The sequence below is a fragment of the Stenotrophomonas testudinis genome (genome assembly GCF_024499815.1).
In the GTDB taxonomy this organism is placed as follows: domain Bacteria; phylum Pseudomonadota; class Gammaproteobacteria; order Xanthomonadales; family Xanthomonadaceae; genus Stenotrophomonas.
Genome location: NZ_JAMOKY010000011.1, coordinates 76,572 through 98,425, shown reverse-complemented (window position 1 = coordinate 98,425; position 21,854 = coordinate 76,572). Strand labels below are relative to the sequence as shown.

The window sequence follows — 21,854 nt, the reverse complement described above, 5'->3', positions numbered from 1 at the left end:
CCCCCCCCCCCCCCCCCCCCCCCCCCCCCCCCCCCCCCCCCCCCCCCCCCCCCCCCCCCCCCCCCCCCCCCCCACCGTGGTTTCCTGCCTGATCCTGAATGGACCGGATAGCGTCACCTCATCGATCGCCCTGACTGACATACCGTTTACAGGCAGCACGACACACTGGACTTCGACCCGAGGCAAAGGACCCCCCGCATGAGCAAGCTGACCGTTATCACCGACCGCGCCCTGGAGCGCGCCCTGGAACTGGCGCACACCGCGGGTGATGGCCTGAAGAGCGCTGGCGGCAGCCTGCGCCACCTCGGCCCGCAGGCCAGTGACTGGATCAAGACCGGCGCCGCCGTGGGTGCGGTGAAGACCGGCGGCAAGGTCGCCACCAAGTTCGTGCGCCGCAACCCGGCCGTGGCCATCACCGCCGCTGCCGTGGGCGTGGGCCTGCTTGGCTACGCGCTGTACCGCAAGCAGCAGAAGAAGAAGGCCGCCAACGGCCAGGTGGTGGACGGGCAGGCCAAGCGTATCAACGCGCGTGACCGCCGCAACCACACCGTGGTGGACGAGCACAGCGACATCGGCAGCGATGCCTGAGGTCGGCCTGCGGGTCAGGGCCCTTCCTGCGGAAGGGGGCTGACCCCGATCCAGGGTCGGATCCCTTCCGCAGGAAGGGCTCCGACCCTTTTTGTTTCTGCAGTCCGGCTCAGCCGATCTGCCGCCACTGCCCCGGCTGCAGGTCATCCAGCCGGTATGGCCCCATCGACACGCGCACCAGGCGCAGGGTTGGCAGGCTCACCGCCGCGGTCATCCGCCGCACCTGGCGGTTGCGTCCTTCGCGGATCGTGATGGCCAGCCAGCTGTCCGGCACGGTCTTGCGGAAACGCACCGGCGGATCCCGCTGCCACAGCTCCGGCGCCGGATCGAGGCGCTCGATCTTCGCCGGTAAAGTCGGCCCATCGTTCAGGGCCACGCCGTCGCGCAGCTGCCGCAGCTGCTCGTCGCTGGGCGTGCCTTCCACCTGCACCCAATAGGTCTTGTCGGCCTTGTGCTTCGGGTCGGTCAGCTTGTGCGCCAGCGTGCCGTTGTCGGTCAGCAGCAGCAGACCCTCGCTGTCATGGTCGAGCCGGCCAGCGGCATACACGCGTGGCGGCAGGCCGAAGCCGGCCAGCGTCGGCCGCGGCGGCACGCTGCGGTCGGTGAACTGGCAGAGCACGTTGAAGGGCTTGTTGAAGGCGATCAGCATTGCGGAAGCGGCAGGCGGCGGGGTGATGCATTGTCCCACGCCGCGCTGCGCGCTCGCCGGGCGGGCCCGGCGCTACCGGCTTACGGCTTCACGAAGCGCAGGGTCATGCGGTCGCTTTCGCCGATGGCCTGGTACCTGGCGTCGTCGGCCTTGTCGTGCTGGTTGGTCGGCGGCAGGGTCCAGACACCGTTCGCGTGGTCCTTGGTGTCACGCGGGTTGGCATTGACCTCGCTGCGCGCGTCCAGCTTGAAACCCGCGGCCTCGGCCATGGCGATCACCTGCTGCTGGCCGACATAGCCGGTGTCGTCGTCATCGGCGACGTCGGCCTTGGCGCGATGCTCGACCACGCCCAGCACGCCGCCCGGCTTCAGCACGTTGAAGAAGCCCTGGAACATGCCCTGCGCCTGGCCGGCCTTGCGCCAGTTGTGCACGTTGCGGAAGGTCAGCACGACATCGGCCGAATTGGCCGGGCCGAACACCGGCTTGGCCGGGTCGTAGCCGACCACGGCGGCCTTGTCGAACTGGGCCGGTGCGCCGGTGAACTTCTTTTCCAGGCCATCGCGGCTGCGCTGCTGGTAATCGCGTCCACGGCCTTCGGGCACGGCGGCCGGATCGACCACGGCGGCGATGTAGTGGCCCTTGTCACGCAGCAGCGGCGCCAGGATTTCCGAGTACCAGCCGTTGCCGGGGGTGATCTCGATGACGGTCTTTTCCGGTGCGACCTTGAAGAAGGCCAGCGACTGCGCCGGATGGCGGTAGTTGTCGCGTTTCACATTGGCGGGGTCGCGGGTCGATGCCTTCACTGCGGCATCGATGGCCGGCGAGACCTGGATCTTCGCCGGTGCCACCGTGGCCGGTGCAGCGAATGCGGGAACAGCAACGAGCAGGGCCGAGGCAAGCAGCAGGCGGCAGCTACGCAGGGACGAGGCAGCGATCATCGGGGCGATTCCAGCGGAAGATGCGGCGAGACTAGCAGCCGCCGCGTGCAAGGTGTTCACAGAACGTTAGCCACGCGCCCGCGACGGAACACTGTTTTGTGTTCGACGCCGCAGCGCGGTCACACGGCGCGTTCTATGCTGCAGGACTACCCCCAAGGAGTCCGTGCCCATGACGGCAACCCGCGAACTGGGCCGTTCCGGCCTGCATGTACGTCCGCTCGCCTTCGGTGGCAACGTGTTTGGCTGGAGCGCCGATGAGAAGGCCAGCTTCGCCCTGCTCGATGCCTTCGTCGATGCCGGCTTCAACCTGGTCGACACCGCTGATGTCTATTCGGCCTGGGTGCCGGGCAACGAAGGCGGCGAATCGGAAACCCTGATCGGCAAGTGGTTCGCGCGCAGCGGCAAGCGCGACAAGGTGGTGCTGGCGACCAAGGTGGCCAAGTGGGCCGAGCGCCCCGGCCTGACCCCGGACAACATCAACGCTGCGGTGGAAGATTCGCTGCGCCGCCTGCAGACGGATGTGATCGACCTGTACCAGGCCCACGAGGATGACGAATCGACGCCGCTGGAAGCCACCCTGGCCGCATTCGGTCGGTTGATCGAAGCGGGCAAGGTGCGCGCCATCGGCGCTTCCAACTACAGCGCCACGCGCCTGGCCGATGCGCTGAAGGTGTCCACCGATTACAAGCTGCCGCGTTATGAAACCCTGCAGCCGGAGTACAACCTGTACGACCGTGCTGGTTACGAGAACGAACTGGAACCGCTGGTGCAGCGCGAGCAGATCGGCGTGATCGGTTACTACGCACTGGCCAGCGGCTTCCTCAGCGGCAAGTACCGCACCCCGGCCGATGCCAGCAAGAGCCCGGCGCGCGGCGAGAACGTGGTCAAGCGCTACCTGAACCCGCGGGGCCTGCGCATCCTGCAGGCACTGGATGATGTGGCCAGCAAGCACAACGCCAGTGCCGCGCAGATCGCGCTGGCGTGGCAGATCGCACGGCCGTCGATCACCGCGCCGATCGTCAGCGCCACCAGCGTCGAGCAGCTGCACGACCTGCTGGCGGCCGCCAATGTCGGCCTGAGCGTGCAGGACATCGCACAGCTGGACGCGGCCAGCGCCGAGGGTTGATTGGACCATCCACGCCGGGGTCGGATCCCTTTCGCAGAAAGGGCTCTGACCCCAACGGCGCGGACCAAGTTCGGCGTCAAGGCGAGTCAGGGGTCGGATCCCTTTCCACGAAAGGGATCCGACCCCGCCGCACTCAGCGCGGCACGCTGTCCTCGCCCACCAGCGCGTGGTGCACGCCGATGCCGGCACGCACGCCTTCGGCCATCGCCAGGGTGATGTTGCCGACCGTGGTCGCGTCGCCCGCGGCGTACACGTTCGCCACCGAGGTCTGCTTCATCATGTCGACCTCGACCAGCACGCCCAGCGGGCTTTCCACCAGCGCACAGCCGAGCTGCTGCACCAACGGCGTGGCCATCTGCTGCATGGCCGGCACGAACAGCGCACGCTGGGCGATGCGGCGGCCATCGGCCAGTTCCACTTCCAGCCACGTCGGCTGTTCGCCCTGCACGCCCACCACCGGGGTGGTCTCGATCTGCACGCCGCGCTGCTGCATGGCGGCCTGCTCTTCATCGCTGATCGGCAAGCCCTGGCCGAAGAAAGTGACATTGCCCCAGTCGGCGAACAGCGTCGCCTTGGCCGCCGACATCGGATGGCCACCGAGCAGGCCGATGGCACCGCCGCCGACTTCGTAGCCATGGCAGTACGGGCAGTGCAGCACGGTGCTGCCCCAGCGTTCGGCCAGGCCCGGCAGCTCGGGCAGCTGGTCGGCGATGCCAGTGGCCAGCAGCAGCTTGCGCGCAGCCAGCACCTGGCCATCGGCGGTACGCAGCTCCACGCCCTCGGCCGTGGACTGCGCGTGCACCACCTCGCCCTGCAGCCAGCGCACGGTGGGGTAATCGAGCAGCTGCTGGCGTGCATTCTTCAGCAGCTCGGCGCCGCTGATGCCGTCCTGGCCAGGCACGCCATGCGAGTGGCTGGCGGCACGGTTACGCGGCAGGCCGCTGTCGATGATCGTGACCGGACGGCGCGCGCGGGCCAGTATCAGGCCGGCGGCAATGCCTGCATAGCTGCCGCCGACGATGAGGACATCAGGATTCATGGGGACCTTCCAGGGAACGGTGATGGGCAAGATGGCGGGCGAAGTCGGCGCCCAGCTGGTCCAGGGTGCTGGCCTGCAGGCGCGCTTCGAGCAGGCGCTGGGCCTCCCGCGCGCCGTCCTGCAGGGCCTGGTTGACCAGCTGCTGGATCGGGCAGCCACCGCCGTTGTCGCGCTGGCCGAGCTGCACCAGCGGCGGCGCACCGACCGCCAGGTAGATGTCGTGCAGGCTGATCTGCGCTGCATCGCGTGCCAGCTGGCTGCCGCCGCCGTGGCCGCGCGTGCTGCGCACCAGCCCGGCCTTGTGCATCTGCGCCAGCAGGCGGCGGATCACCACCGGGTGGGTCGGCAGGCAGGTGGCCAGTTGTTCGGAGGTACGCGGGCCTTCCTGGCCGACCAGGTGGGCCATCACGTGCAGGGCGTCGGAGAGCGGGTCAGCGGATCTCATGTAACTACGATAGTTACATTTAAACCACCTGTCGAGGGTCTGCTTTCGTTACATCTGGACACATTCGTCCTATTAAACATTCCCTTCACCTCTCTAAACGCAACAGTAATGTGACGGGCTTTGCACTTCAGAGCCCTCAAGCGCGGTCGATACCGCATCGCACCCCTTCCAAGAGTCCATCCCATGAACGCCTCTTCCCGTGCGCCGCGGCTGCAGTCGAAGCTGCTGGGTGCTGTTTCCGTTGGCCTGGCCATCGTCCTGCTATGCGCCCTGGCCGGCCTCGCTTCTGCGTGGCTGAAGCTATCCACCGACGTGCCCGCGGAAGTCGCCCACAGCCGCGACGCCGAACGCCTGCAGCGCGAGTTCCGCGGCCAGGTGCAGGAATGGAAGAACGTGCTGCTGCGCGGCCACGATGAGGCGCTGCGCCAGCGCCACCTGCAGGCCTTCGATGACGAAGGGAAGCTGGTGGAGACGCTGGCCGCCGGCCTGGCCAACAGCCCCGATGCCCGCACGCGCGACATGGCACAGGCGTTCAGTGGCCTGCATGCGCAGCTGCAGAAGGACTACCACGCCGCCCTGCAGGCATTCGCCGATGCTGGCTACGACCCGGCCGCCGGCGACACCCTGGTGCGCGGCAAGGATCGGCCCGTGGCCGCCGCGCTGGATGCACTGGGCACGCAAACCGCCCAGGTGGCCGAGGCCGCAGTGAGCGCACGTTCGCAGCAGGCACGGCGCACGCTGGTGCTGTCCGCCGCGCTGACCATCGCGGCGGCCGTGCTGCTGCTGGCTGGCCTCGGCTGGTGGCTGCGGCGCGCGGTGGTGCAGCCGGTGCTGGCGGTGGAAGCCGCAGCACGCGCGGTGGCCGCCGGCGATCTGGACCATGTGGTGCAGGTACGCAGCCGCGATGAGATCGGCCGCCTGGCGCAGGCCATGCAGGCCGTGCAGGGCACCCTGCGCGACGTGCTCGCCGCGCAGGCGGCGATGGCGCAGGCACACGACGCCGGCACCATCAGCCACCGCATGCAGGCCAGCGCCTTCCCCGGCGCGTACGGGCGCATGGTGGCCGACACCAATGCGCTGGTCGACGCGCACATCCAAGTAAAGATGCGTGCGGTCAGCATCATCGGCCGCTACGCTGTGGGCGACCTGAGCGAGGATATGGAGGCGCTGCCGGGCGAAAAGGCGATCATTACCGACACGCTGCATACCGCCAAGCAGAACCTGGGCGCCATCAACGGCGAGATTCGCCGCTTGGCCACGGCCGCGGCGGCGGGCGACTTCAGCCAACGCGGCGACAGCGCGAACTTCGAGCATGACTTCCGCGCGATGGTCGATGGGTTGAATCGGCTCATGCACGCTGCCGACCACAATCTGGCCGAGGTCTCGACGATGCTGCGGGCGATTGCCGATGGCCGCTTGGGCGCACGCATGCACGGTGATTTCCAGGGTGTGTTCGCGCGCATCGCCGGCGATGCCAACACCACGGCGGCGCAGCTGGCGACGATCGTCACCGACATCAAGCACACCTCGGACAGCATCCATTCGGCCGCGGCCGAGATTGCGGCCGGCAACAACGACCTGTCACGCCGTACCGAACAGCAGGCCGCGAATCTGGAAGAGACCGCCGCGTCGATGGAGGAACTGACCTCCACCGTGCGCCAGAACGCCGAGCACGCGCGCCAGGCCAACCAGCTGGCGATCGGCGCGCATGGCGTGGCCTCGCAGGGCGGCGAAGTGGTCGGCCAGGTGGTGGCGACCATGGGCGCGATCGAGACGTCGTCGCGGCAGATCGCCGCGATCATCAGCGTCATCGATGGCATCGCCTTCCAGACCAACATCCTCGCGTTGAATGCGGCGGTGGAAGCGGCGCGTGCCGGCGAACAGGGTCGTGGCTTCGCAGTGGTCGCCAGTGAGGTGCGTACGCTGGCGCAGCGTTCGGCGGCCGCGGCCAAGGAGATCAAGACGCTGATCGAAGCGTCGGTGGAGCAGGTCGGCCACGGCGCGCAGCGCGTGCGCCAGGCCGGTGACACGATGGCCGAGATCGTGGCCTCGGTGCAGCGGGTGACCGACATCATGGCCGAGATTTCCGCTGCCTCGCAGGAACAGAGCGCGGGTATCGAGCAGGTCAGCCAGACCGTGATCCAGATGGATGGCACCACCCAGCAGAACGCTGCGCTGGTGGAAGAAGCAAGTGCCGCCGCGCGCAGCCTGGAACAGCAGGCCGACCGCTTGATCGAAGCGGTGGATGTGTTTGATCTGTCGAGTGCGGCGACGACGAAGGATGCCCTCGCGCACGCGGCGTGACGGTGTTGCATGGGCAGCGCCCGACCGTTGGTCGGGCGACGACGCGAAGTGGCGCGCAGCCGTGCGGACCAACGGTCCGCACCCACCAATACCCACAGCAGCCTCAGCGCACGTAATCGCCCTGTGCCATCCCCTCGCCCAGGTGGTCGAGGAACGAGCTGATGCGCGCCGACACTGCAGTGTTGCGGTAGTACACCGCGTGGATCGGCTGGTACACATCCAGCGTCTGCGCGGCCAGCACCGGCACCAGGGTGCCAGCGGCGCGGTCGCGGTCGGTGACGAAGTCGGACAGGCAGGTGATGCCCACGCCTTCCACCGCCAGCCGGCGCAGGGTCTCGCCGCTGGAGACGGCGATATCCGGGCGCACCAGCAGCTGCCCGTCGGCATCGCCCGGCAGCGGCCAGCGGTTCAGTGATTCCGGTTCGTTGAAGCTCAACAGCGTGTGCTGGCCCAGCGCGGCCACGCTGGCCGGTTCGCCGTGTGCGACCAGATAGGCCGGGCTGGCCACCAGCTGCAGCCGGCAGCGTCCCAGCGAGCGCGCGTGCAGGGTGGAATCGGCCAGCGGGCCGATGCGGATGGCCAGGTCGGTGCGCCGCTCGAGCAGGTCGATGTAGCGCTCGGAACTGTTCAGTTCCAGCTGCACCTCCGGGTAGCGCGCGCGGTAGCTGGCCACCAGCGGCGCGATCACGTGCAGCACAAAGGGCATGGCCGCATCCACGCGTAGTCGCCCGGCCGGGCGCTCGCGGCGGGCCGCCATTTGTTCCTCGGCCGATTCCACCGCATCGATGATCGCCCGCGCATGGCGCAGGTAGGCCTCGCCCTCGGCGGTCAGGTGCAGGCGGCGGGTGGTGCGGGTCAGCAGGGTGGTGCCCAGCTTCTCTTCCAGCCGGCCCAGCGCGCGGCTGACGCCCGAGGGGGTCTGCCCCAGCTGCTCGGCGGCGGCACTGATCGAGCCGCTGTCGATCACCGCCAGGAAGGCCTGCATTTCGTCGAGGGTGGTCTTCATGGCGCCATTATTGACCAGCAGGCAAGAGTGATTGGCGTGAAGACCAGTTTTTCGGCAAAGGTCCGCCGCGCACACTGCGCGCCTTCCTTCCCTCAGGAGCCTGCCATGACCCGTGGCATTCCCCTCGCGCTGCTGGCGCTGACCCTCGGCGCCTTCGCCATCGGCACCACCGAGTTCGTCATCGTCGGCCTCATTCCGACCATCGCCGCCGACCTGCACGTCAGCCTGCCCTCGGCCGGCCTGCTGGTCTCGTTGTATGCCCTGGGCGTGGCCATCGGCGCGCCGGTGCTGACCGCACTGACCGGCCGGGTGCCGCGCAAGCAGCTGCTGGTCGCGCTGATGCTGATGTTCACCCTCGGCAACGTCATCGCCTGGATGGCGCCGGGCTACACCTCGCTGATCGTCGCCCGCATCCTCACCGGTCTGGCCCATGGCGTGTTCTTCTCCATCGGCTCGATCATCGCCACCGCAGTGGTGCCGAAGGAGAAGGCCGCCAGCGCGATCGCCATCATGTTCACCGGCCTGACGGTGGCGCTGGTGACCGGCGTGCCGCTGGGCACCTTCATCGGCCAGCACCTGGGCTGGCGCGCGACCTTCCTGGCGGTGGCCGGGCTGGGCGTGGTTGCCCTGCTGGGCGCGCTGCTGTTCGTACCGCGCAACGTGCCGCAGAGCGCGCCGGCCAGCTTCCGCCAGCAGCTGGGCGTGCTGGCCCAGCCGCGCCTGCTGCTGGTCTATGCGATGACCGCACTGGGCTATGGCGGTACGTTCCTGGCCTTCACCTACCTGGCGCCGATCCTGCAGGACGTCACCGGCTTCTCGGCCAACGCGGTCAGCCTGGTGCTGCTGGTGTACGGCGTGTCGGTGGCGATCGGCAACCTGTGGGGCGGCCGCCTGGCCGACCGCCTTGGCCCGGTGCCGGCACTGAAGCGCATCTTCGCGCTGCTGGCCATCGTGCTGTTCGTGCTGACCTTCACCGCCTACAACACCTGGCTGATGCTGCTGACCGTGCTGGCCCTGGGCGCGGTGGCGTTCGGCAACGTGCCGGGCCTGCAGGTGTATGTGGTCAAGCAGGCGCAGCGTTACGCGCCGCAGGCCACTGATGTGGCCTCGGGCCTGAACATCGCTGCGTTCAACATCGGCATCGCCCTGGGCGCCTCGCTGGGCGGCTTGGTGGTGGAGCACATCGGCCTGATGCACACGCCGTGGCTGGGCGCGCTGGTGGTGGTGCTGGCCTACGCACTGACCGTCCTCAGCGGCCGCCTGGACCGCCGCGATGGCGTCGACCACCGTGCCGACGGCATCGCCGTCACCGCGCACTGACCGGCAACGCAATGCACCGTTGCCGGCATGCACACGGTCCCTGACCTACCCTTCCTGTTCACTCCTTTTCCCCCCGTTGGAGCTTCCCATGACTGTCCCCGCCTTTGGTCTTGGCACCTTCCGCCTGAAAGACCAGACCGTGATCGATTCCGTCCGCAATGCGCTGGACGTTGGTTACCGCGCCATCGATACCGCGCAGATCTACGGCAACGAAGCCGAGGTCGGCCAGGCCATCGCCGAATCCGGCGTGCCGCGCGACGACATCTACCTGACCACCAAGGTGTGGATCACCGAGTTCAAGCGCGATGCGCTGCTGGCCAGCCTGCGCACCAGCCTGGAAAAGCTGCGCACCGACCACGTCGAGCTGACCCTGATCCACTGGCCCTCGCCGAATGACCAGGTGGACGTGCCGATGGAGGAATACCTGCCGGCGCTGGCCGAGGCCAAGGCACAGGGCCTGACCCGTGAGATCGGCATCTCCAACTTCACCATCGCGCAGACCCGCAAGGCGATCGAGATCCTCGGTGCCGATGCCATCGCCACCAACCAGATCGAGATCCACCCGTACCTGCAGAACCGCCTGCTGGTGAAGTTCCTGCAGGACAACGGCATCCGCATCACCGCCTACATGAGCCTGGCCTACGGCGAAGTGCTGAAGGACCCGGTGATCCAGGCCATCGCCGGCCGCCACCAGGCCACCCCGGCACAGGTCGCACTGGCCTGGGCACTGCAGCAGGGCTTTGCGGTCATCCCGTCGTCGACCAAGCGCGAGAACCTGGCCGGCAACCTGGAAGCGGCGGCGATCCGCCTGACCGACGACGACATGGCGCAGATCGCCAAGCTCGATCGTGGCCAGCGCCTGGCCAACCCGGAAGGCATCGCCCCGGCCTGGGATTGAGGAACGGCCGCCGGGCATGGCCCGGCGGATCCATCAGCCCTGCAACAGCCAGCCGCGCATCGCCGCGCTCACTTCGTCCGGCTTCTCCATCGGGGCCAGGTGCCCGCAGTCGGGCACCACCACCAGCTGCGAATGCGGCACCAGCGCGTGCATTTCCTCGCTGACCGCCAGCGTCGTGATGCGGTCGTTCGCACCGCAGACGATCAGCAGCGGATCGCGGTACGCGGCCAGCACCTCGTGCCCATCGCGGCGTTCCAGCCCGCTCTGCCGCATGAATACTTCCGCACCCAAGCGTGCGGTCATGTCCCGCACGCGCTGCACCAGCACGTAGTCGTCCAGCCGCGACGCATCGATGTAGCTGCGCATCAACGCATCACCGAAACCGTGGAACTTGCCGGGCAGGCGAACGCTGGCGCGCTGGCTGCGGCGCTGCTCGGCGCGCTCGGGTGAATCGGCGTGTATCGAGGTGTCGACCAGCGCCAGCTGAAGCACGCGCTCGGGCGCGGTGCGCAGGATCTGCTGGGCGACGAAGCCGCCCAGCGAGAAACCGGCCAGAGCGAAGCGCTCGGGGGCCTGCGCCAGCACGTCGTCGGCCACCGCCTGCAGGGTCTCGCCACGGGTCTGGTCGCCCACGGTGCAGTCGGCGATGTCGGCCAGGTCGGCCAGCTGCGCGCGCCAGAGCTCCGCATCGTTGAGCAGGCCGGGGAGCAGCAGCAAGGGAATGCGTTCGATCATGGAGGTATTGTCGCGCGGCGGGGTGGGTCCGGCCATGCCGTAACGGGCGATTGCGCGGTAGAGTCGAGCCTGCTCGACTCTACAGAAGGCAGCAGCATGGCAGACCCCTATAACAGCGGCATCCCCTCCCCTCCGGCCCTGCGCTTCGAGGATTCCCTGGTCACCACCGCCTTCGAGCTGCCCGGCTACCGCGTGGCCCGCAACCTGGGCGTGGTGCGCGGCATCACCGTGCGCTCGCGCTCGATCGTCGGCAACTTCCTCGGCGGCATCCAGACGATCTTCGGCGGCAACATCACCATCTACACCGAGCTGTGCGAACAGGCCCGCGAGGAAACCTACCGCGACATGGTCAAGCACGCGCGGCAGCTGGGGGCGAACGCCATCATCGGCATGCGCTACGACGCCACCGATGTGATGACCGGGCTGACCGAAGTGCTGTGCTATGGCACGGCGGTGGTGGTGGAGCCGCTGCGCTGAATCCGACGTTCCGCCGGGCATGGCCCGGCGCTACCGAGGTGGTGACGGTCATGCCACCGGCGGGGGTGCAGGCACTTCGACCTGCTGCACCGGCAGGGTCACCATCATCACCGTCGGGTCGTCCGGATCCAGCCGGGTCTTGAAGCCCAGGCTCTGGCACATCGCCAGCATGGTGCTGTTCTCGCGCAGCACCTGGCCTTCCACCACGTCCAGCCCCAGCCACTTGGCGTACTCGATCATGATCGCCATCAGGCGCCAGCCGATGCCGTGGCCCTTCAGGTCGGAGCGGATGAGGATGCCGTACTCGCCGCGATGGTAGTCGGCGTCGGCATGCAGGCGCACCGCACCGAGCATGTCGCCGTTGCGCGGGTCGATCGCCACCAGCGCGATCGAGCGCGCGTAGTCGAGCTGGGTCAGCCGCGCGATGAACTCGTGGCTGAAGTGCTTCACCGACTGGAAGAAACGCAGGCGCAGGTCTTCATCGCTGACGCGGGCGAAGAACGCGCGGAACAGCGCATCGTCCTCCGGCCGCACCGGGCGCACGAAGGCGCGGCCGCCATCGGACAGCTCGAGGGTGCGCTCCCACTCCTTCGGGTACGGGAACACCGAGAAGCGCGGATGGCCGCGGCCCTTGTGCAGGATGCGCGACGGCGCGATGGCCACGCGTGCGTCGAGGGCGAGGATGCCCTTGCCGTCCACCAGCAGCGGGTTGATGTCCAGCGTGCGCACCTCGGGAATGTCGGCCGCCAGCTGCGCCAGCTTCACCAGCGCCAGCGCCAGCGCGCGCTCATCGGCGGCCGGCACATCACCGTAGGCCTTGAGGATGCGCGAGGCACGGGTCTGGCCGATCAGTTCGTGGGCCAGGCGCAGATCCAGCGGCGGCAGCGCCAGCGCCTTGTCGTTGATCACTTCCACCGCGGTGCCGCCGCGGCCGACCACGATGACCGGGCCGAACGTGGCGTCATCGGCGATGCCGACGATGATCTCGCGCGCCTTCGGGCGGATGATGGTCGGCTGCACCAGCAGGCCGTCGATGCGCGCATCCGGGCGTAGCTGGCGGGCGCGTTCGAGGATGGCGTTGGCCGCGCTCTGCACCGCCGGCAGCGTCGCCAGGTTCAGGCGCACGCCGTCCACTTCGGATTTGTGCGGGATGTCCGGCGACAGGATCTTCAGCGCGACCGTGGCACCGCGCTCCAGCAGCGGCTGCGCCAGGTCCATCGCTTCGTGTGCATCACGCGCATGCATCACCGGCGCCGACGGAATGCCGTAGGCCTTGAGCAGATCGTGGGTGGCCAGCGGGTCCAACCACTGCTGGCCATTGGCCAGTGCGGCGTCGACCAGCGCACGCGCACGGGCGGTATCCACGCTGAAATCCTGCGGCAGGCTGGGCGGCGTTTCCATCAGCGCGTTCTGCGCTTCGCGGTAACGCACCAGATGCTGGAAGCCGCGCACGGCTTCGGCCTCGGTCGGATAGGTCGGCACCCGCGCGGCGTTGAGCGTGGCGGTGGCCTGGTCATCGTTGCCCAGCCAGACCGCGAACACCGGCTTGTCGCGGTGGTGGCGCGGGCGCAGGCCCAGCGTGCGGGTCAGGGCCTGCGCGGCATCGGCCGATGAGGTGAACGCGGTGGGCACGTTGACCACCATCACCGCATCGTTCTCGTTGTCGGCCAGCAGCGCCTCGATGGCAGCTGCATAGCGATCACCATCGGCGTCGACCACGATGTCGACCGGGTTGCTGCGCGACCAGCCCTGCGGCAGCACCTTGTCCAGCGTTTCCACCGTGCTGTCGGACAGCTGCGCCAGGGTGCCGCGCAGCACCACCAGCTGGTCCACCGCCAGGCGGCCGACGCCACCTCCGTTGCTGAGCACGGCCAGGCGGCGGCCGGGGAAGGTGCCCAAGCGGCCCAACGTCTCCGCTGCGGTGAACAGCTCGTCCAGTGCATTCACGCGCAGCAGGCCAGCACGGTTGAAGGCGGCGCCGTAGACATCATCGGCGCGGGCCAGCGCCTGCACGTGGGTGTCGGCGCTGCCGGGCTGCACGCGCTCGGCGCGGCCGGATTTGACCACTACCACGGGCTTGGCGCGCGCGGCGGCACGCGCGGCCGACATGAACTTGCGCGCGTCCTTGATGTGTTCGACGTAGAGCAGGATGGCGCGGGTGCGGTAGTCGGTGGCGAAGTAATCGAGCAGGTCACCGAAGTCGACGTCCATGGTGTCGCCCAGCGAAACCACGGCGGAAAAACCCACCGAACGTGCCACGCCCCACTCTACCAGCGCGGCGGCAATCGCCGAGGATTCGGAGACCAGCGCGAGGTCACCGGCCTGTGGAAAGTGTGCGGCGATGCTGGCATTGAGCCGCGCATGCGGCGCGATGACGCCCAGGCAGTGCGGGCCGAGGATGCGCAGGCCGCGCTTGCGCGCCACCGTTTCCACCTGTTCGGACAGCGACCCCGGGCCTTCGCCGAGGTGCGCGGTGAGGATGATCGCCGCCTGCACGCCGCGCTCGGCGGCGGTACGCACCACCTGCGGCACGATCGCTGCGGGGGCGGTGATGACCACCAGGTCGGGGACCCAGTCGAGATCCTTCAGTCGCTTGACCGTGCGGATGCCATCGATCTCGGCGTGGCGCGGGTTGATCCACGCCACCTTGCCGGGAAAGCCGGTGCCACGCAGGTTGCGCATCACCGCACGGCCGGCGGAGCGCTCACGCGGGCTGCCGCCGATCACCGCGACCGACTGCGGACGGAACACGGACTGCAGGTGGTAGGTACTCATGCGCCTACGGTACCCAAATTCCGTGGCGATGGGGTTGAGGACGGGGTCGGATCCCTTTCCGCAGGAAAGGGCTCTGACCCCTGCATGACCCCCGCATGACCCTTGCGTGCCCACCAAGGTGGGCACCTAGCAGACCACGGGGATCCGATCCCAGGCCACACGTTTTTGTTACAGCAGGGTGCCGTGCAGGATGAGGGCGGCGATGCTGAAGTAGATCACCAGGCCGGTCACGTCCACGAGGGTGGCCACGAACGGGGCCGAGGCGCTGGCCGGGTCGAAGCCCAGGCGCTTGAGGATGAAGGGCAGCATCGAGCCGGACAGCGAGCCGAACGTGACGATGCCCACCAGGGCCGCGCCGATGGTGATGGCCAGCAGGATCCAGTGCTCGCCGTAGTCGTGCAGGCCACCCAGCTGCCAGATGACGATGCGCACGATGGCCAGGCAGCCGAGGATGGCGCCCAGCACCATGCCGGTCGGCACTTCGCGCAGCGCCACCTTCCACCAGTCGCTCAACCGCAGCTCGCGCAGGGCCAGGCTGCGGATCAGCAGCGAGGTGGCCTGAGAACCGGAGTTGCCGCCAGAACTCATGATGAGCGGAATGAACAGGGTCAGCACCACCGCGCGCGCCAGTTCGTCCTCGTAGTGCTGCATCGCGCTGGCGGTGAGCATCTCGCCGAGGAACAGCACGCTCAGCCAGCCGGCGCGCTTGCGCAGCATCTCGAAGAATCCGATCTGCATGTACGGCTTGTCCAGCGCTTCCATGCCGCCGAACTTGTGCGCGTCCTCGGTCGATTCCTCGATGAGCGCATCGAGCACGTCGTCGACGGTGACGATGCCCAGCAGGTGCTGCTGCGCGTCCACCACCGGAATGGCCAGCAGGTCGTGGCGGCGGATCAGCCGCGCCACTTCTTCCTGGTCCAGCAGGGCATCGACGGTGACCGGCGGATTGACCTGGGCCACGTCGAGGATCGATTCCTCCGGCAGGCCCGTGATCAGCCGGCGCATGGTCACCACCTGCTGCAGCTGCTGGCTGGCCGGATCGAGCACGTAGATCGCGTACACGGTCTCGCGGGTGCGCTCGACCTGGCGGATGTGCTGCAGGGTCTGGGCCACCGTCCACGTGGCGGGCACGGCGACGAACTCGGTGGTCATCAGCGCGCCGGCGGTGTTTGCCGGGTAGCTCAGCAGCGTCTGGATGGCCTGGCGGGCATCGCTGCCCAGCAGCGGGATCAGCCGCGCGCGTTCTTCCTCGTCCAGCTCGTGGACGATGTCGGTGGCGCGGTCATCGGCCATCAACCCCAGCAGCGCGGCGGCGCGGGCGGGCGGCAGCGCGGCCACCAGCTCGCCACTGCGGTGCAGTTCGGGCGCTTCGAGCATCTTCACCGCACGCGGCAGCGACAGCGCGGCCAGCGTTTCGGCGGCGCGCTCCAGATCGAGCGTGTTGAGGAATTCCACCGCATCGGCGGTGTTGTAGTTGGCCAGGGGTGCGGCGAGGGCAGCGGCGTCGGCCACCGGGCGCAGCAGTTGCTTCTGGTTCATGGGCTTGCCTTGTGGGGATGCGACCTCGCGCAACGCCAACGCAGGCAAACCGACCCGATATCAGGCGGTAGCCATCGCTGGCGTCGAACGAGGTCGACTTCTACTGTCGCTGGACATGGGTTGGGGACTCCGGATGGGTGTACTGCCTGACACGCTCGACAACGGCGGGAGTGGCAGCGGCGGGCAGTCTGGACCTGCCGGCACGCCCGGTCAACCCTGGCTTGGGCGGGTAGTCAGGTGTCACTGGGGTCAGAGCCCTTTGCGGCGCGAAGGGATCTGACCCGGCCTTCCGTGGCCGTTGTCGTCCGTGCACAGGCGGGCGCGCATAATGACGGGGTGGCCTGCACGGCCGCGCTCCCCCCGCCGAACCCGCGCAGCACAGGCCTCCGCGATGACCAGGAATTCCCATGCATAGCGGTGGTCTGGAACTGGCGCTGGTGCTGCTGCTGGCCGCGGTGATCGCGGTGCCGGTGTTCAAGAAGTTCGGCTTCGGCGCGGTGCTGGGCTACCTCGCCGCTGGCGTGGTGCTGGGTCCGGACGGGCTGGGCTTCGTGCAGGATGCCGACCGTATCCTCGGCGCGGCCGAGATCGGCGTGGTGATGCTGCTGTTCGTCATCGGTCTGGAACTGTCGCCCGCCCGCCTGAAGGTGATGCGGCGCTCGGTGTTCGGCGCGGGTGCGGCGCAGGTGGCGTTGTCCGGCCTGCTGCTGGGTGGCCTGCTGCTGCTCGACCATTTTCAGTGGAAGAGTGCGCTGGTGGTCGGCATCGCGCTGGCCCTGTCCTCCACCGCGGTGGGCCTGCAGCTGCTGTCCGAGCATAAGGCGATCAACAGCGACCACGGCCGGCTGGGCTTTGCCATCCTGCTGTTCCAGGACCTGATCGCGATCCCCCTGCTGGCCGCCATCCCGCTGCTGGGCGGGGCGAAGAACGAGACGCTGCGCTGGGAAGACGCGGCCGTGGCGCTGGGTGCGTTGGCGGTGGTGATCCTGTGCGGGCGCCCGGTACTGCGCAAGGTGTTCGGCATCATCGCCCGTACCCGCAGCCCGGAAGTGTTCACCGCCACCGCGCTGCTGGTGGTGCTGGGCACTGCGTGGTTCATGCAGGAGGCCGGCCTCAGCCCCAGCCTGGGCGCGTTCCTGGCCGGCGTGCTGTTGTCCGACTCGGAATTCCGCCACGAACTGGAAGCGCAGATCGAGCCGTTCAAGGGCCTGCTGCTGGGCCTGTTCTTCATCGCCGTGGGCATGGGCATCGACCTCGACCGCATCACCGCCGAGCCGTGGCTGATCGCCACCGGCGTGGCCGCGTTGCTGGTGGTGAAGTTCAGCCTGCTGTACCTGATCGGCCGCATCGCCAAGCTGGGGTCGCGGCAGTCGCTGCTGCTGGGCAGCGTGCTGTGGCTGGGCGGCGAGTTCGCCTTCGTGGTGTTCACTGAAGCACAGCGCGCGCACCTGCTGGGCGACGCCAACCATGACCGGCTGGTGGCCATCGTCGGCCTGTCGATGGCGATCACGCCGCTGCTGATGCTGGTGCTGCTGAAGCTGCTGGGCCGGGAAAAGCCGGCGCCGCGCGATGCCGCACCGGCCGACAAAGTGGCGCCGGACAACCAGCCCAAGGTGCTGATCGCCGGCATGGGCCGCTTCGGCCAGGTGATCGCGCGCCTGCTGACCGCGCAGAAGGTGCCGTTCGTGGCACTGGAGGCGAACCCGGACACCGTGGCCGACCTGCGCCGCTTCGGCAACCAGCTCTACTACGGCGACCCGACCCGGCCGGAGATGCTGCGCGCTGCGGGCGGCGAGCATATCGACGTGTTCGTGATCACCGTGGACGACCCGGAAACCAACCTGCGCGCGGTGCGCATGGTGCGCCGCCTGTACCCGGATGCGAAGGTGCTGGCACGTGCGCGCAACCGCCAGCACGCGTGGCGGTTGATGGACATGTCGGCCGAGCCGTTCCGCGAAGTGTTCGGCACCAGCCTCGAAATGAGCGGGCGCGTGCTGACCGCGCTGGGCGTGGCGGCGGACGTGGCGCAGCGCCACGTGCAGCGCTTCCGCGAGCATGACGAACAGCTGCTGCGCGACCAGTACCTGGTCTACGACGACGAAGCCGCGGTGATCCAGACTTCGCGCGATGCGCGCAACGACCTGATGCATCTGTTCGAGGCCGACGCGGAAAGCGACGAGAAGTAGGCGTGCCGACCAACGGTCGGCATCCACCTTCAGGCCGCCGGGCATGGCCCGGCGCTACCGGACATAGCCACCCGCAGGGGTAGCGCCGGGCCATGCCCGGCGGCTCTCAACCGTTGTCGCGCAGGAACCGGGCCATCGAGGATACGCCGGGCACGCGCGGTTCGAATTCGCCGGCCACGTCGATGAAGCCGCGCATGACCGCGATCTCGCGCGGGCTGCGGTTGAGGCTGTCGCGTACTTCCGGATCGGCACCGGCGCGCAGCAGGCGCTGCACCAGCAGCGGCAGCCCGTGCAGGGCGGCCAGGTGCAGCGGGCCGAAGCCGCGCGGGTCACGCACGTCCAGGCTCACGTCCTCATCCAGCAGGCGCTCCACTGCAGCCATCACAACCTGCTCGTCGCAGGCGGTGCCTGGCTCGGCGCGTGCACCCAGCAGCAGCAGCAACGGCGTGACCGAACCGGCTGCGGCCAGGTCGGGCTCGGCGCCGGCCAGCAGCAGCGTATCCAGCAGGGCCAGCAGGCGCGAACGATCACGGGCGCTGAAGCCATACAGCGCCGCGCAGTGCAGCGGGCCCAGCTGCTGCGCATCGCCGGCATGCACGTCGGCACCGGCGGTGAGCAGGCGAGCGGCAATGTCCGGCAGGCCCAGCGCCGAGGCCAGCATCAGCACGGTCACGCCGCCCGGCAGGCGGTGTTCCAGCTGGGCGCCGGCATCGAGCAGGGCCGAGACAATATCCACCTGGCGCATGCTGACCGCCGCCGACAGCGGGGTCGCGCCACTGGCGGCGCCATGCTGCGGATCGGCGCCACGCGCCAGCAGCAGGTCGACCACCGCCAGGTGGCCACCACCGGCCGCACGCAGCAGCGCGGTGCAGCCCTGCGCATCGACGGCGTCGATGGCAAAGCCGAGGTCGTTCAAGCGGCGCACGGCATCGACATCGCCGGCCATGGCCGCAGCCGGCAGGTCGCTTTCGCGCAGGGTGCGGCGCGGCAGCGGCCACACCCGCCAATCCAGCCAGTCGGCCAAGTCGCGGCGGCCGATCGACAGCGCCACGCCCAGCGGAGTCTGGCCATCGGCGGCGCGCGCTTCCGGCGATGCGCCGTGCTGCACCAGCAGCTTAAGCGCGCCTTCGCGGGCCAGCGCGGTGGCCAGGTGCAGGGCGGTCATGCCGTGGCTGTCGCGGGCTTCGCGATCGACACCGGCATTGAGCAGGGCCTGCTGCAGGCGCAGCCAGCCCAGGCGCACCGCCAGCGACAGCGGCGGATCACCGGCCGGCGAAGCGGCGAATGGATCGGCGCCGCGTTCAAGCAGTTCCAGCGCCAGCTGTTCCAGGCCGCGCGCGGCCTGGTCGTGCTGCGCGCAGGCGGCAAGGAAGCGCGCCAGGCCACCGCGGCCGGCCGGCGACAGGCCACGCTGCAGCATCACCTGCAGCGCCGGCACCGCGTCGATGCCACGCGACAGCAGGGCGAACATGGGGGTATCGGCGCAGGCATCGCGCACGTACGGGTCGGCGCCATGGCCCAGCAGCCAGTCGACCGCGCGCGGTTCCAGCGCCAGTTCCGGGTCCAGCAGCAGGCCGCCCAGCTCTTCCGGCTGGCACAGCTTGGCCAGCGCGGCCATGCCTTCGGTATTGCCGAAGCCCAGCGCTTCGCGCAGCAGGGTCAGCGGCGGACGGTCGGGCAGCAGGCCGCTGGCGCTGGCGGCTTCGCCGCGTTCGGCCAGGCCATCGCTGACCGCGGCCGGCAACGGATAGGACGGGTCCAGCAGGGCCACGATCGCCCAGCGCCCCGCTTCGGCGGCGTAGTCCACCGCACGACGGCCGAGCGGATCGCTGGCATCGGCGGCGATACCGAGATCGACGAGGCGCTTGACCAGCAGCGGCGACACATCCTCGGCCATGGCGGCCAGCAGCACGGCGTTGCGGCCTTCGCCATCGACCGCCACCAGGTCCGGCTTGTGCGGCAGCAGGTGTTCGATGACGGCGGCGCGACCGGCACGGGCCGCTTCCAGCCACGGCGTGCGGCCCAGCGCATCGCGCGCTTCGAGGTTGGCGCCAGCACCCAGCAGTACGCCGATGATCTCGACATGGCCGGCCAGGGCAGCTTCGTGCAGTGCGCTGCGGCGCTGGCGGTCGCGCGCATCGGCGCGCGCCTTGTGCTTGAGCAGCAGCTGCACGCCGGCCGGATCGTCGTCCTCGGTCGCGGCAGCGGCCAGCAGCACCGGGGTGCCTTCGCTGGGTTCGCTGCGCGCACCGCGTTCGAGCAGGAAGCGGGCCAGGCGCCAGTTGCCGACCTGGCAGGCCACCGCCAGCGGCGACCAGCCTTCAGTGTTGAGCGCATCCACCTCGGCGGCGGCATCGCGCAGCAGCGCGGCCACGCCCGGGTCGGAACTGCGCGCGGCGTGATGCAGCGGGGTGTTGCCATCGCTGTCCATGGCGCGCGAATCGGCGCCGTTGGCCAGCAGGGTCATCACCGCTTCGGGGCGGCCATGCCAGCTGTCGCGGGTGGCGGCCAGCAGCGGGGTCATGCCACGGTGCGGGGCATTCACGTCAACGCCGCGACCGATCAGCTCGCGCAGCAGGCGCAGGTCGGGCAGCACGGCGGCGAGCACGGCCAAGCTGCGCTGGTCGCGCCAGTTCGGGTCCGGCAGCGCGTGCGGATCGGCACCGGCCTGCAGCAGCTGCAGCGCGCGGTCGATGCGACCGTGGCGCGCAGCTTCGTACAGCGCCGGGGTCAGTTCCTGCGGTGCCATCGCTTCCAGCGGCGTGCTTTCGGCGGCAGCGTTGAACAGGGCTTCGGCATCGCCGCTGGGCAGGTCCTGGGCGGTGCTGCGCAGGCTGACCATCGGTGCCGGTGCCACCCACTGAAGCAGCAGGTGCAGGACCGGCGACAGCACCAGCGTGGCCAGTGCGGCGGGCCAACCGGCGCCTTCCGGCAACAGGCCCGGCCAGGCCGGCAGCACGATCAGCGCGGCCAGTGCGACCACGATCGCCGCCACCAGCAGGCCACGCCAGGCGGTCAGGTCACGCCCGGCCAGGGCATGCCAATGCTGGGCGAGGCTGCCATCGAGGCGTTCGACATCGTTCCACAACGGCCAGGTGCGCCACGCGGCCAGCAGGCCGGCACTGACCAGCACGCTCAGGCCAAGCACGGCGGCCAGGCTGCCGCTGTCGCGCAGCGCCGCCAGCGGCCACGCCAGCAGCAGCGCCAGGCCTGCCGGGGCCGCGGCCCACAACACCGCCAGCGCCGGCAGCTCCTGCCGCGCGATCAGTTTCGGAGCCTGCAGCGTGCGGCTGCGCCGCCACCACGACACGCCCAGCGCGAACGCCGGCTGCGCCAGTGCGGCAAACACGGCACCGGGCAGCCCACCCACGACCGAGGCCAGCGCCAGGACAGCGCCGAGGACGAAGGCAATCGACAGTGCGCGTGGGCGCGACAGCTCAGTCATAGTGGCGCCGCATCATGCTGGTCACCGACGGCGGCACCTGCAGGTAGAAACCGCGCTCGGTCAGCTCGCTGCGGACCTTGTCCGGGTCGGCCTGGGCCAGACGGCGCTGCGCATCCAGGGTCACTTCGAGGACGAACGACAGCGCACCCAGCGAGGTGACCAGCGGCGCAGGCAGCGCGCTGAAATCATCACGACGGGCGAGATAGACGTAGGTGTCCGGCTTGAGTTGGCTTTTATAGACGTAGGCGTGCATGTCCGCGGGACGATAACCCGGGAAGAGCATTGATTGTGTCGGAAAGGCGACACCGGGGAAAGCCGTCGCGCGACGATGACGCCGCGATCAGCGGCGTTTCCCCGACGGGGTTCAGCAATGTGGCCATGGCG

Annotated in this window: 17 protein-coding genes; 7 read left to right on the top strand and 10 right to left on the bottom strand. The window is 69.2% G+C overall.

The window, feature by feature from the left end; translation table 11 throughout:
• The first annotated feature begins 198 nt into the window (after positions 1–198).
• Positions 199–588, top strand: coding sequence for a hypothetical protein (locus NQ204_RS09150; RefSeq protein ID WP_256643647.1), 390 nt, complete (start codon positions 199–201; stop codon positions 586–588).
• 109 nt (positions 589–697) lie between these two features.
• On the opposite strand, the gene NQ204_RS09145 is transcribed toward NQ204_RS09150, so the two are convergent.
• Positions 698–1,237, bottom strand: coding sequence for a pseudouridine synthase (locus NQ204_RS09145; RefSeq protein ID WP_256643646.1), 540 nt, complete (start codon positions 1,235–1,237; stop codon positions 698–700).
• 80 nt (positions 1,238–1,317) lie between these two features.
• Positions 1,318–2,175, bottom strand: a complete 858-nt coding sequence (locus NQ204_RS09140) for a class I SAM-dependent methyltransferase (protein WP_256643645.1) — start codon at positions 2,173–2,175, stop codon at positions 1,318–1,320.
• Positions 2,176–2,344: 169 nt separating this feature from the next.
• Between NQ204_RS09140 and NQ204_RS09135 the strand changes: the two genes are divergently transcribed.
• Positions 2,345–3,301 carry an aldo/keto reductase gene (locus NQ204_RS09135; protein WP_256643644.1) on the top strand — a complete coding sequence of 319 codons (957 nt, stop codon included), beginning with the start codon at positions 2,345–2,347 and terminating at the stop codon, positions 3,299–3,301.
• A gap of 133 nt (positions 3,302–3,434) precedes the next feature.
• On the opposite strand, the gene NQ204_RS09130 is transcribed toward NQ204_RS09135, so the two are convergent.
• Positions 3,435–4,340 (bottom strand): NAD(P)/FAD-dependent oxidoreductase, encoded by a 906-nt coding sequence (locus tag NQ204_RS09130; RefSeq protein WP_256643643.1) that lies wholly within the window; start codon positions 4,338–4,340, stop codon positions 3,435–3,437.
• Positions 4,330–4,785 carry an Rrf2 family transcriptional regulator gene (locus NQ204_RS09125; RefSeq protein ID WP_256643642.1) on the bottom strand — a complete coding sequence of 152 codons (456 nt, stop codon included), beginning with the start codon at positions 4,783–4,785 and terminating at the stop codon, positions 4,330–4,332. The genes NQ204_RS09130 and NQ204_RS09125 overlap by 11 nt, the downstream gene beginning before the upstream one ends.
• 183 nt (positions 4,786–4,968) lie before the next feature.
• Between NQ204_RS09125 and NQ204_RS09120 the strand changes: the two genes are divergently transcribed.
• The gene (locus NQ204_RS09120) at positions 4,969–7,089 is read left to right on the top strand and encodes a methyl-accepting chemotaxis protein (protein WP_116865069.1); all 2,121 of its coding nucleotides are present in this window, start codon (positions 4,969–4,971) and stop codon (positions 7,087–7,089) included.
• Positions 7,090–7,192: 103 nt separating this feature from the next.
• Here the strand turns inward: NQ204_RS09120 and NQ204_RS09115 are convergent, their stop codons facing one another.
• Positions 7,193–8,095 carry a LysR family transcriptional regulator gene (locus tag NQ204_RS09115; RefSeq protein WP_116865070.1) on the bottom strand — a complete coding sequence of 301 codons (903 nt, stop codon included), beginning with the start codon at positions 8,093–8,095 and terminating at the stop codon, positions 7,193–7,195.
• A 105-nt stretch (positions 8,096–8,200) separates the two neighbouring features.
• Between NQ204_RS09115 and NQ204_RS09110 the strand changes: the two genes are divergently transcribed.
• Both NQ204_RS09110 and dkgB read left to right on the top strand, forming a co-directional pair.
• Entirely contained in the window at positions 8,201–9,415 is a 1,215-nt protein-coding gene (locus NQ204_RS09110) for an MFS transporter (RefSeq protein ID WP_343238476.1), read from the top strand.
• Between the two features lie 88 nt (positions 9,416–9,503).
• Entirely contained in the window at positions 9,504–10,313 is an 810-nt protein-coding gene (gene dkgB, locus NQ204_RS09105) for a 2,5-didehydrogluconate reductase DkgB (protein ID WP_116865072.1), read from the top strand.
• Positions 10,314–10,346: 33 nt separating this feature from the next.
• Here dkgB and NQ204_RS09100 read toward each other — a convergent pair whose 3' ends face one another.
• Positions 10,347–11,048, bottom strand: coding sequence for an alpha/beta fold hydrolase (locus NQ204_RS09100; protein WP_256643649.1), 702 nt, complete (start codon positions 11,046–11,048; stop codon positions 10,347–10,349).
• Between the two features lie 96 nt (positions 11,049–11,144).
• Here NQ204_RS09100 and NQ204_RS09095 point away from each other — a divergent pair, with 96 nt between their 5' ends.
• Positions 11,145–11,525 carry a YbjQ family protein gene (locus NQ204_RS09095; RefSeq protein ID WP_108754558.1) on the top strand — a complete coding sequence of 127 codons (381 nt, stop codon included), beginning with the start codon at positions 11,145–11,147 and terminating at the stop codon, positions 11,523–11,525.
• Between the two features lie 48 nt (positions 11,526–11,573).
• Here NQ204_RS09095 and NQ204_RS09090 read toward each other — a convergent pair whose 3' ends face one another.
• Both NQ204_RS09090 and mgtE read right to left on the bottom strand, forming a co-directional pair.
• Positions 11,574–14,300 carry a bifunctional acetate--CoA ligase family protein/GNAT family N-acetyltransferase gene (locus tag NQ204_RS09090; RefSeq protein ID WP_256643640.1) on the bottom strand — a complete coding sequence of 909 codons (2,727 nt, stop codon included), beginning with the start codon at positions 14,298–14,300 and terminating at the stop codon, positions 11,574–11,576.
• Between the two features lie 168 nt (positions 14,301–14,468).
• Positions 14,469–15,839, bottom strand: a complete 1,371-nt coding sequence (mgtE, locus tag NQ204_RS09085; protein WP_116863512.1) for a magnesium transporter — start codon at positions 15,837–15,839, stop codon at positions 14,469–14,471.
• 407 nt (positions 15,840–16,246) lie between these two features.
• Here mgtE and NQ204_RS09080 point away from each other — a divergent pair, with 407 nt between their 5' ends.
• Positions 16,247–18,025, top strand: coding sequence for a monovalent cation:proton antiporter-2 (CPA2) family protein (locus NQ204_RS09080; RefSeq protein ID WP_256643639.1), 1,779 nt, complete (start codon positions 16,247–16,249; stop codon positions 18,023–18,025).
• Between the two features lie 106 nt (positions 18,026–18,131).
• Here NQ204_RS09080 and NQ204_RS09075 read toward each other — a convergent pair whose 3' ends face one another.
• Together NQ204_RS09075 and NQ204_RS09070 are read right to left on the bottom strand one after the other, a co-directional pair.
• Entirely contained in the window at positions 18,132–21,470 is a 3,339-nt protein-coding gene (locus tag NQ204_RS09075) for an ankyrin repeat domain-containing protein (protein WP_256643638.1), read from the bottom strand.
• The gene (locus NQ204_RS09070) at positions 21,463–21,723 is read right to left on the bottom strand and encodes a YcgL domain-containing protein (RefSeq protein WP_150453741.1); all 261 of its coding nucleotides are present in this window, start codon (positions 21,721–21,723) and stop codon (positions 21,463–21,465) included. Before NQ204_RS09070 ends, NQ204_RS09075 begins: the two co-directional genes overlap by 8 nt.
• Positions 21,724–21,854: the final 131 nt, after the last annotated feature.

Bases quoted from the DNA above. Each gene is read 5' to 3' on its own strand.
- NQ204_RS09150 (WP_256643647.1), top strand. From the start codon at position 199: ATGAGCAAGCTGACCGTTATCACCGACCGCGCCCTGGAGCGCGCCCTG.
- NQ204_RS09145 (WP_256643646.1), bottom strand. From the start codon at position 1,237: ATGCTGATCGCCTTCAACAAGCCCTTCAACGTGCTCTGCCAGTTCACC.
- NQ204_RS09140 (WP_256643645.1), bottom strand. From the start codon at position 2,175: ATGATCGCTGCCTCGTCCCTGCGTAGCTGCCGCCTGCTGCTTGCCTCG.
- NQ204_RS09135 (WP_256643644.1), top strand. From the start codon at position 2,345: ATGACGGCAACCCGCGAACTGGGCCGTTCCGGCCTGCATGTACGTCCG.
- NQ204_RS09130 (WP_256643643.1), bottom strand. From the start codon at position 4,340: ATGAATCCTGATGTCCTCATCGTCGGCGGCAGCTATGCAGGCATTGCC.
- NQ204_RS09125 (WP_256643642.1), bottom strand. From the start codon at position 4,785: ATGAGATCCGCTGACCCGCTCTCCGACGCCCTGCACGTGATGGCCCAC.
- NQ204_RS09120 (WP_116865069.1), top strand. From the start codon at position 4,969: ATGAACGCCTCTTCCCGTGCGCCGCGGCTGCAGTCGAAGCTGCTGGGT.
- NQ204_RS09115 (WP_116865070.1), bottom strand. From the start codon at position 8,095: ATGAAGACCACCCTCGACGAAATGCAGGCCTTCCTGGCGGTGATCGAC.
- NQ204_RS09110 (WP_343238476.1), top strand. From the start codon at position 8,201: ATGACCCGTGGCATTCCCCTCGCGCTGCTGGCGCTGACCCTCGGCGCC.
- dkgB (WP_116865072.1), top strand. From the start codon at position 9,504: ATGACTGTCCCCGCCTTTGGTCTTGGCACCTTCCGCCTGAAAGACCAG.
- NQ204_RS09100 (WP_256643649.1), bottom strand. From the start codon at position 11,048: ATGATCGAACGCATTCCCTTGCTGCTGCTCCCCGGCCTGCTCAACGAT.
- NQ204_RS09095 (WP_108754558.1), top strand. From the start codon at position 11,145: ATGGCAGACCCCTATAACAGCGGCATCCCCTCCCCTCCGGCCCTGCGC.
- NQ204_RS09090 (WP_256643640.1), bottom strand. From the start codon at position 14,300: ATGAGTACCTACCACCTGCAGTCCGTGTTCCGTCCGCAGTCGGTCGCG.
- mgtE (WP_116863512.1), bottom strand. From the start codon at position 15,839: ATGAACCAGAAGCAACTGCTGCGCCCGGTGGCCGACGCCGCTGCCCTC.
- NQ204_RS09080 (WP_256643639.1), top strand. From the start codon at position 16,247: ATGCATAGCGGTGGTCTGGAACTGGCGCTGGTGCTGCTGCTGGCCGCG.
- NQ204_RS09075 (WP_256643638.1), bottom strand. From the start codon at position 21,470: ATGACTGAGCTGTCGCGCCCACGCGCACTGTCGATTGCCTTCGTCCTC.
- NQ204_RS09070 (WP_150453741.1), bottom strand. From the start codon at position 21,723: ATGCACGCCTACGTCTATAAAAGCCAACTCAAGCCGGACACCTACGTC.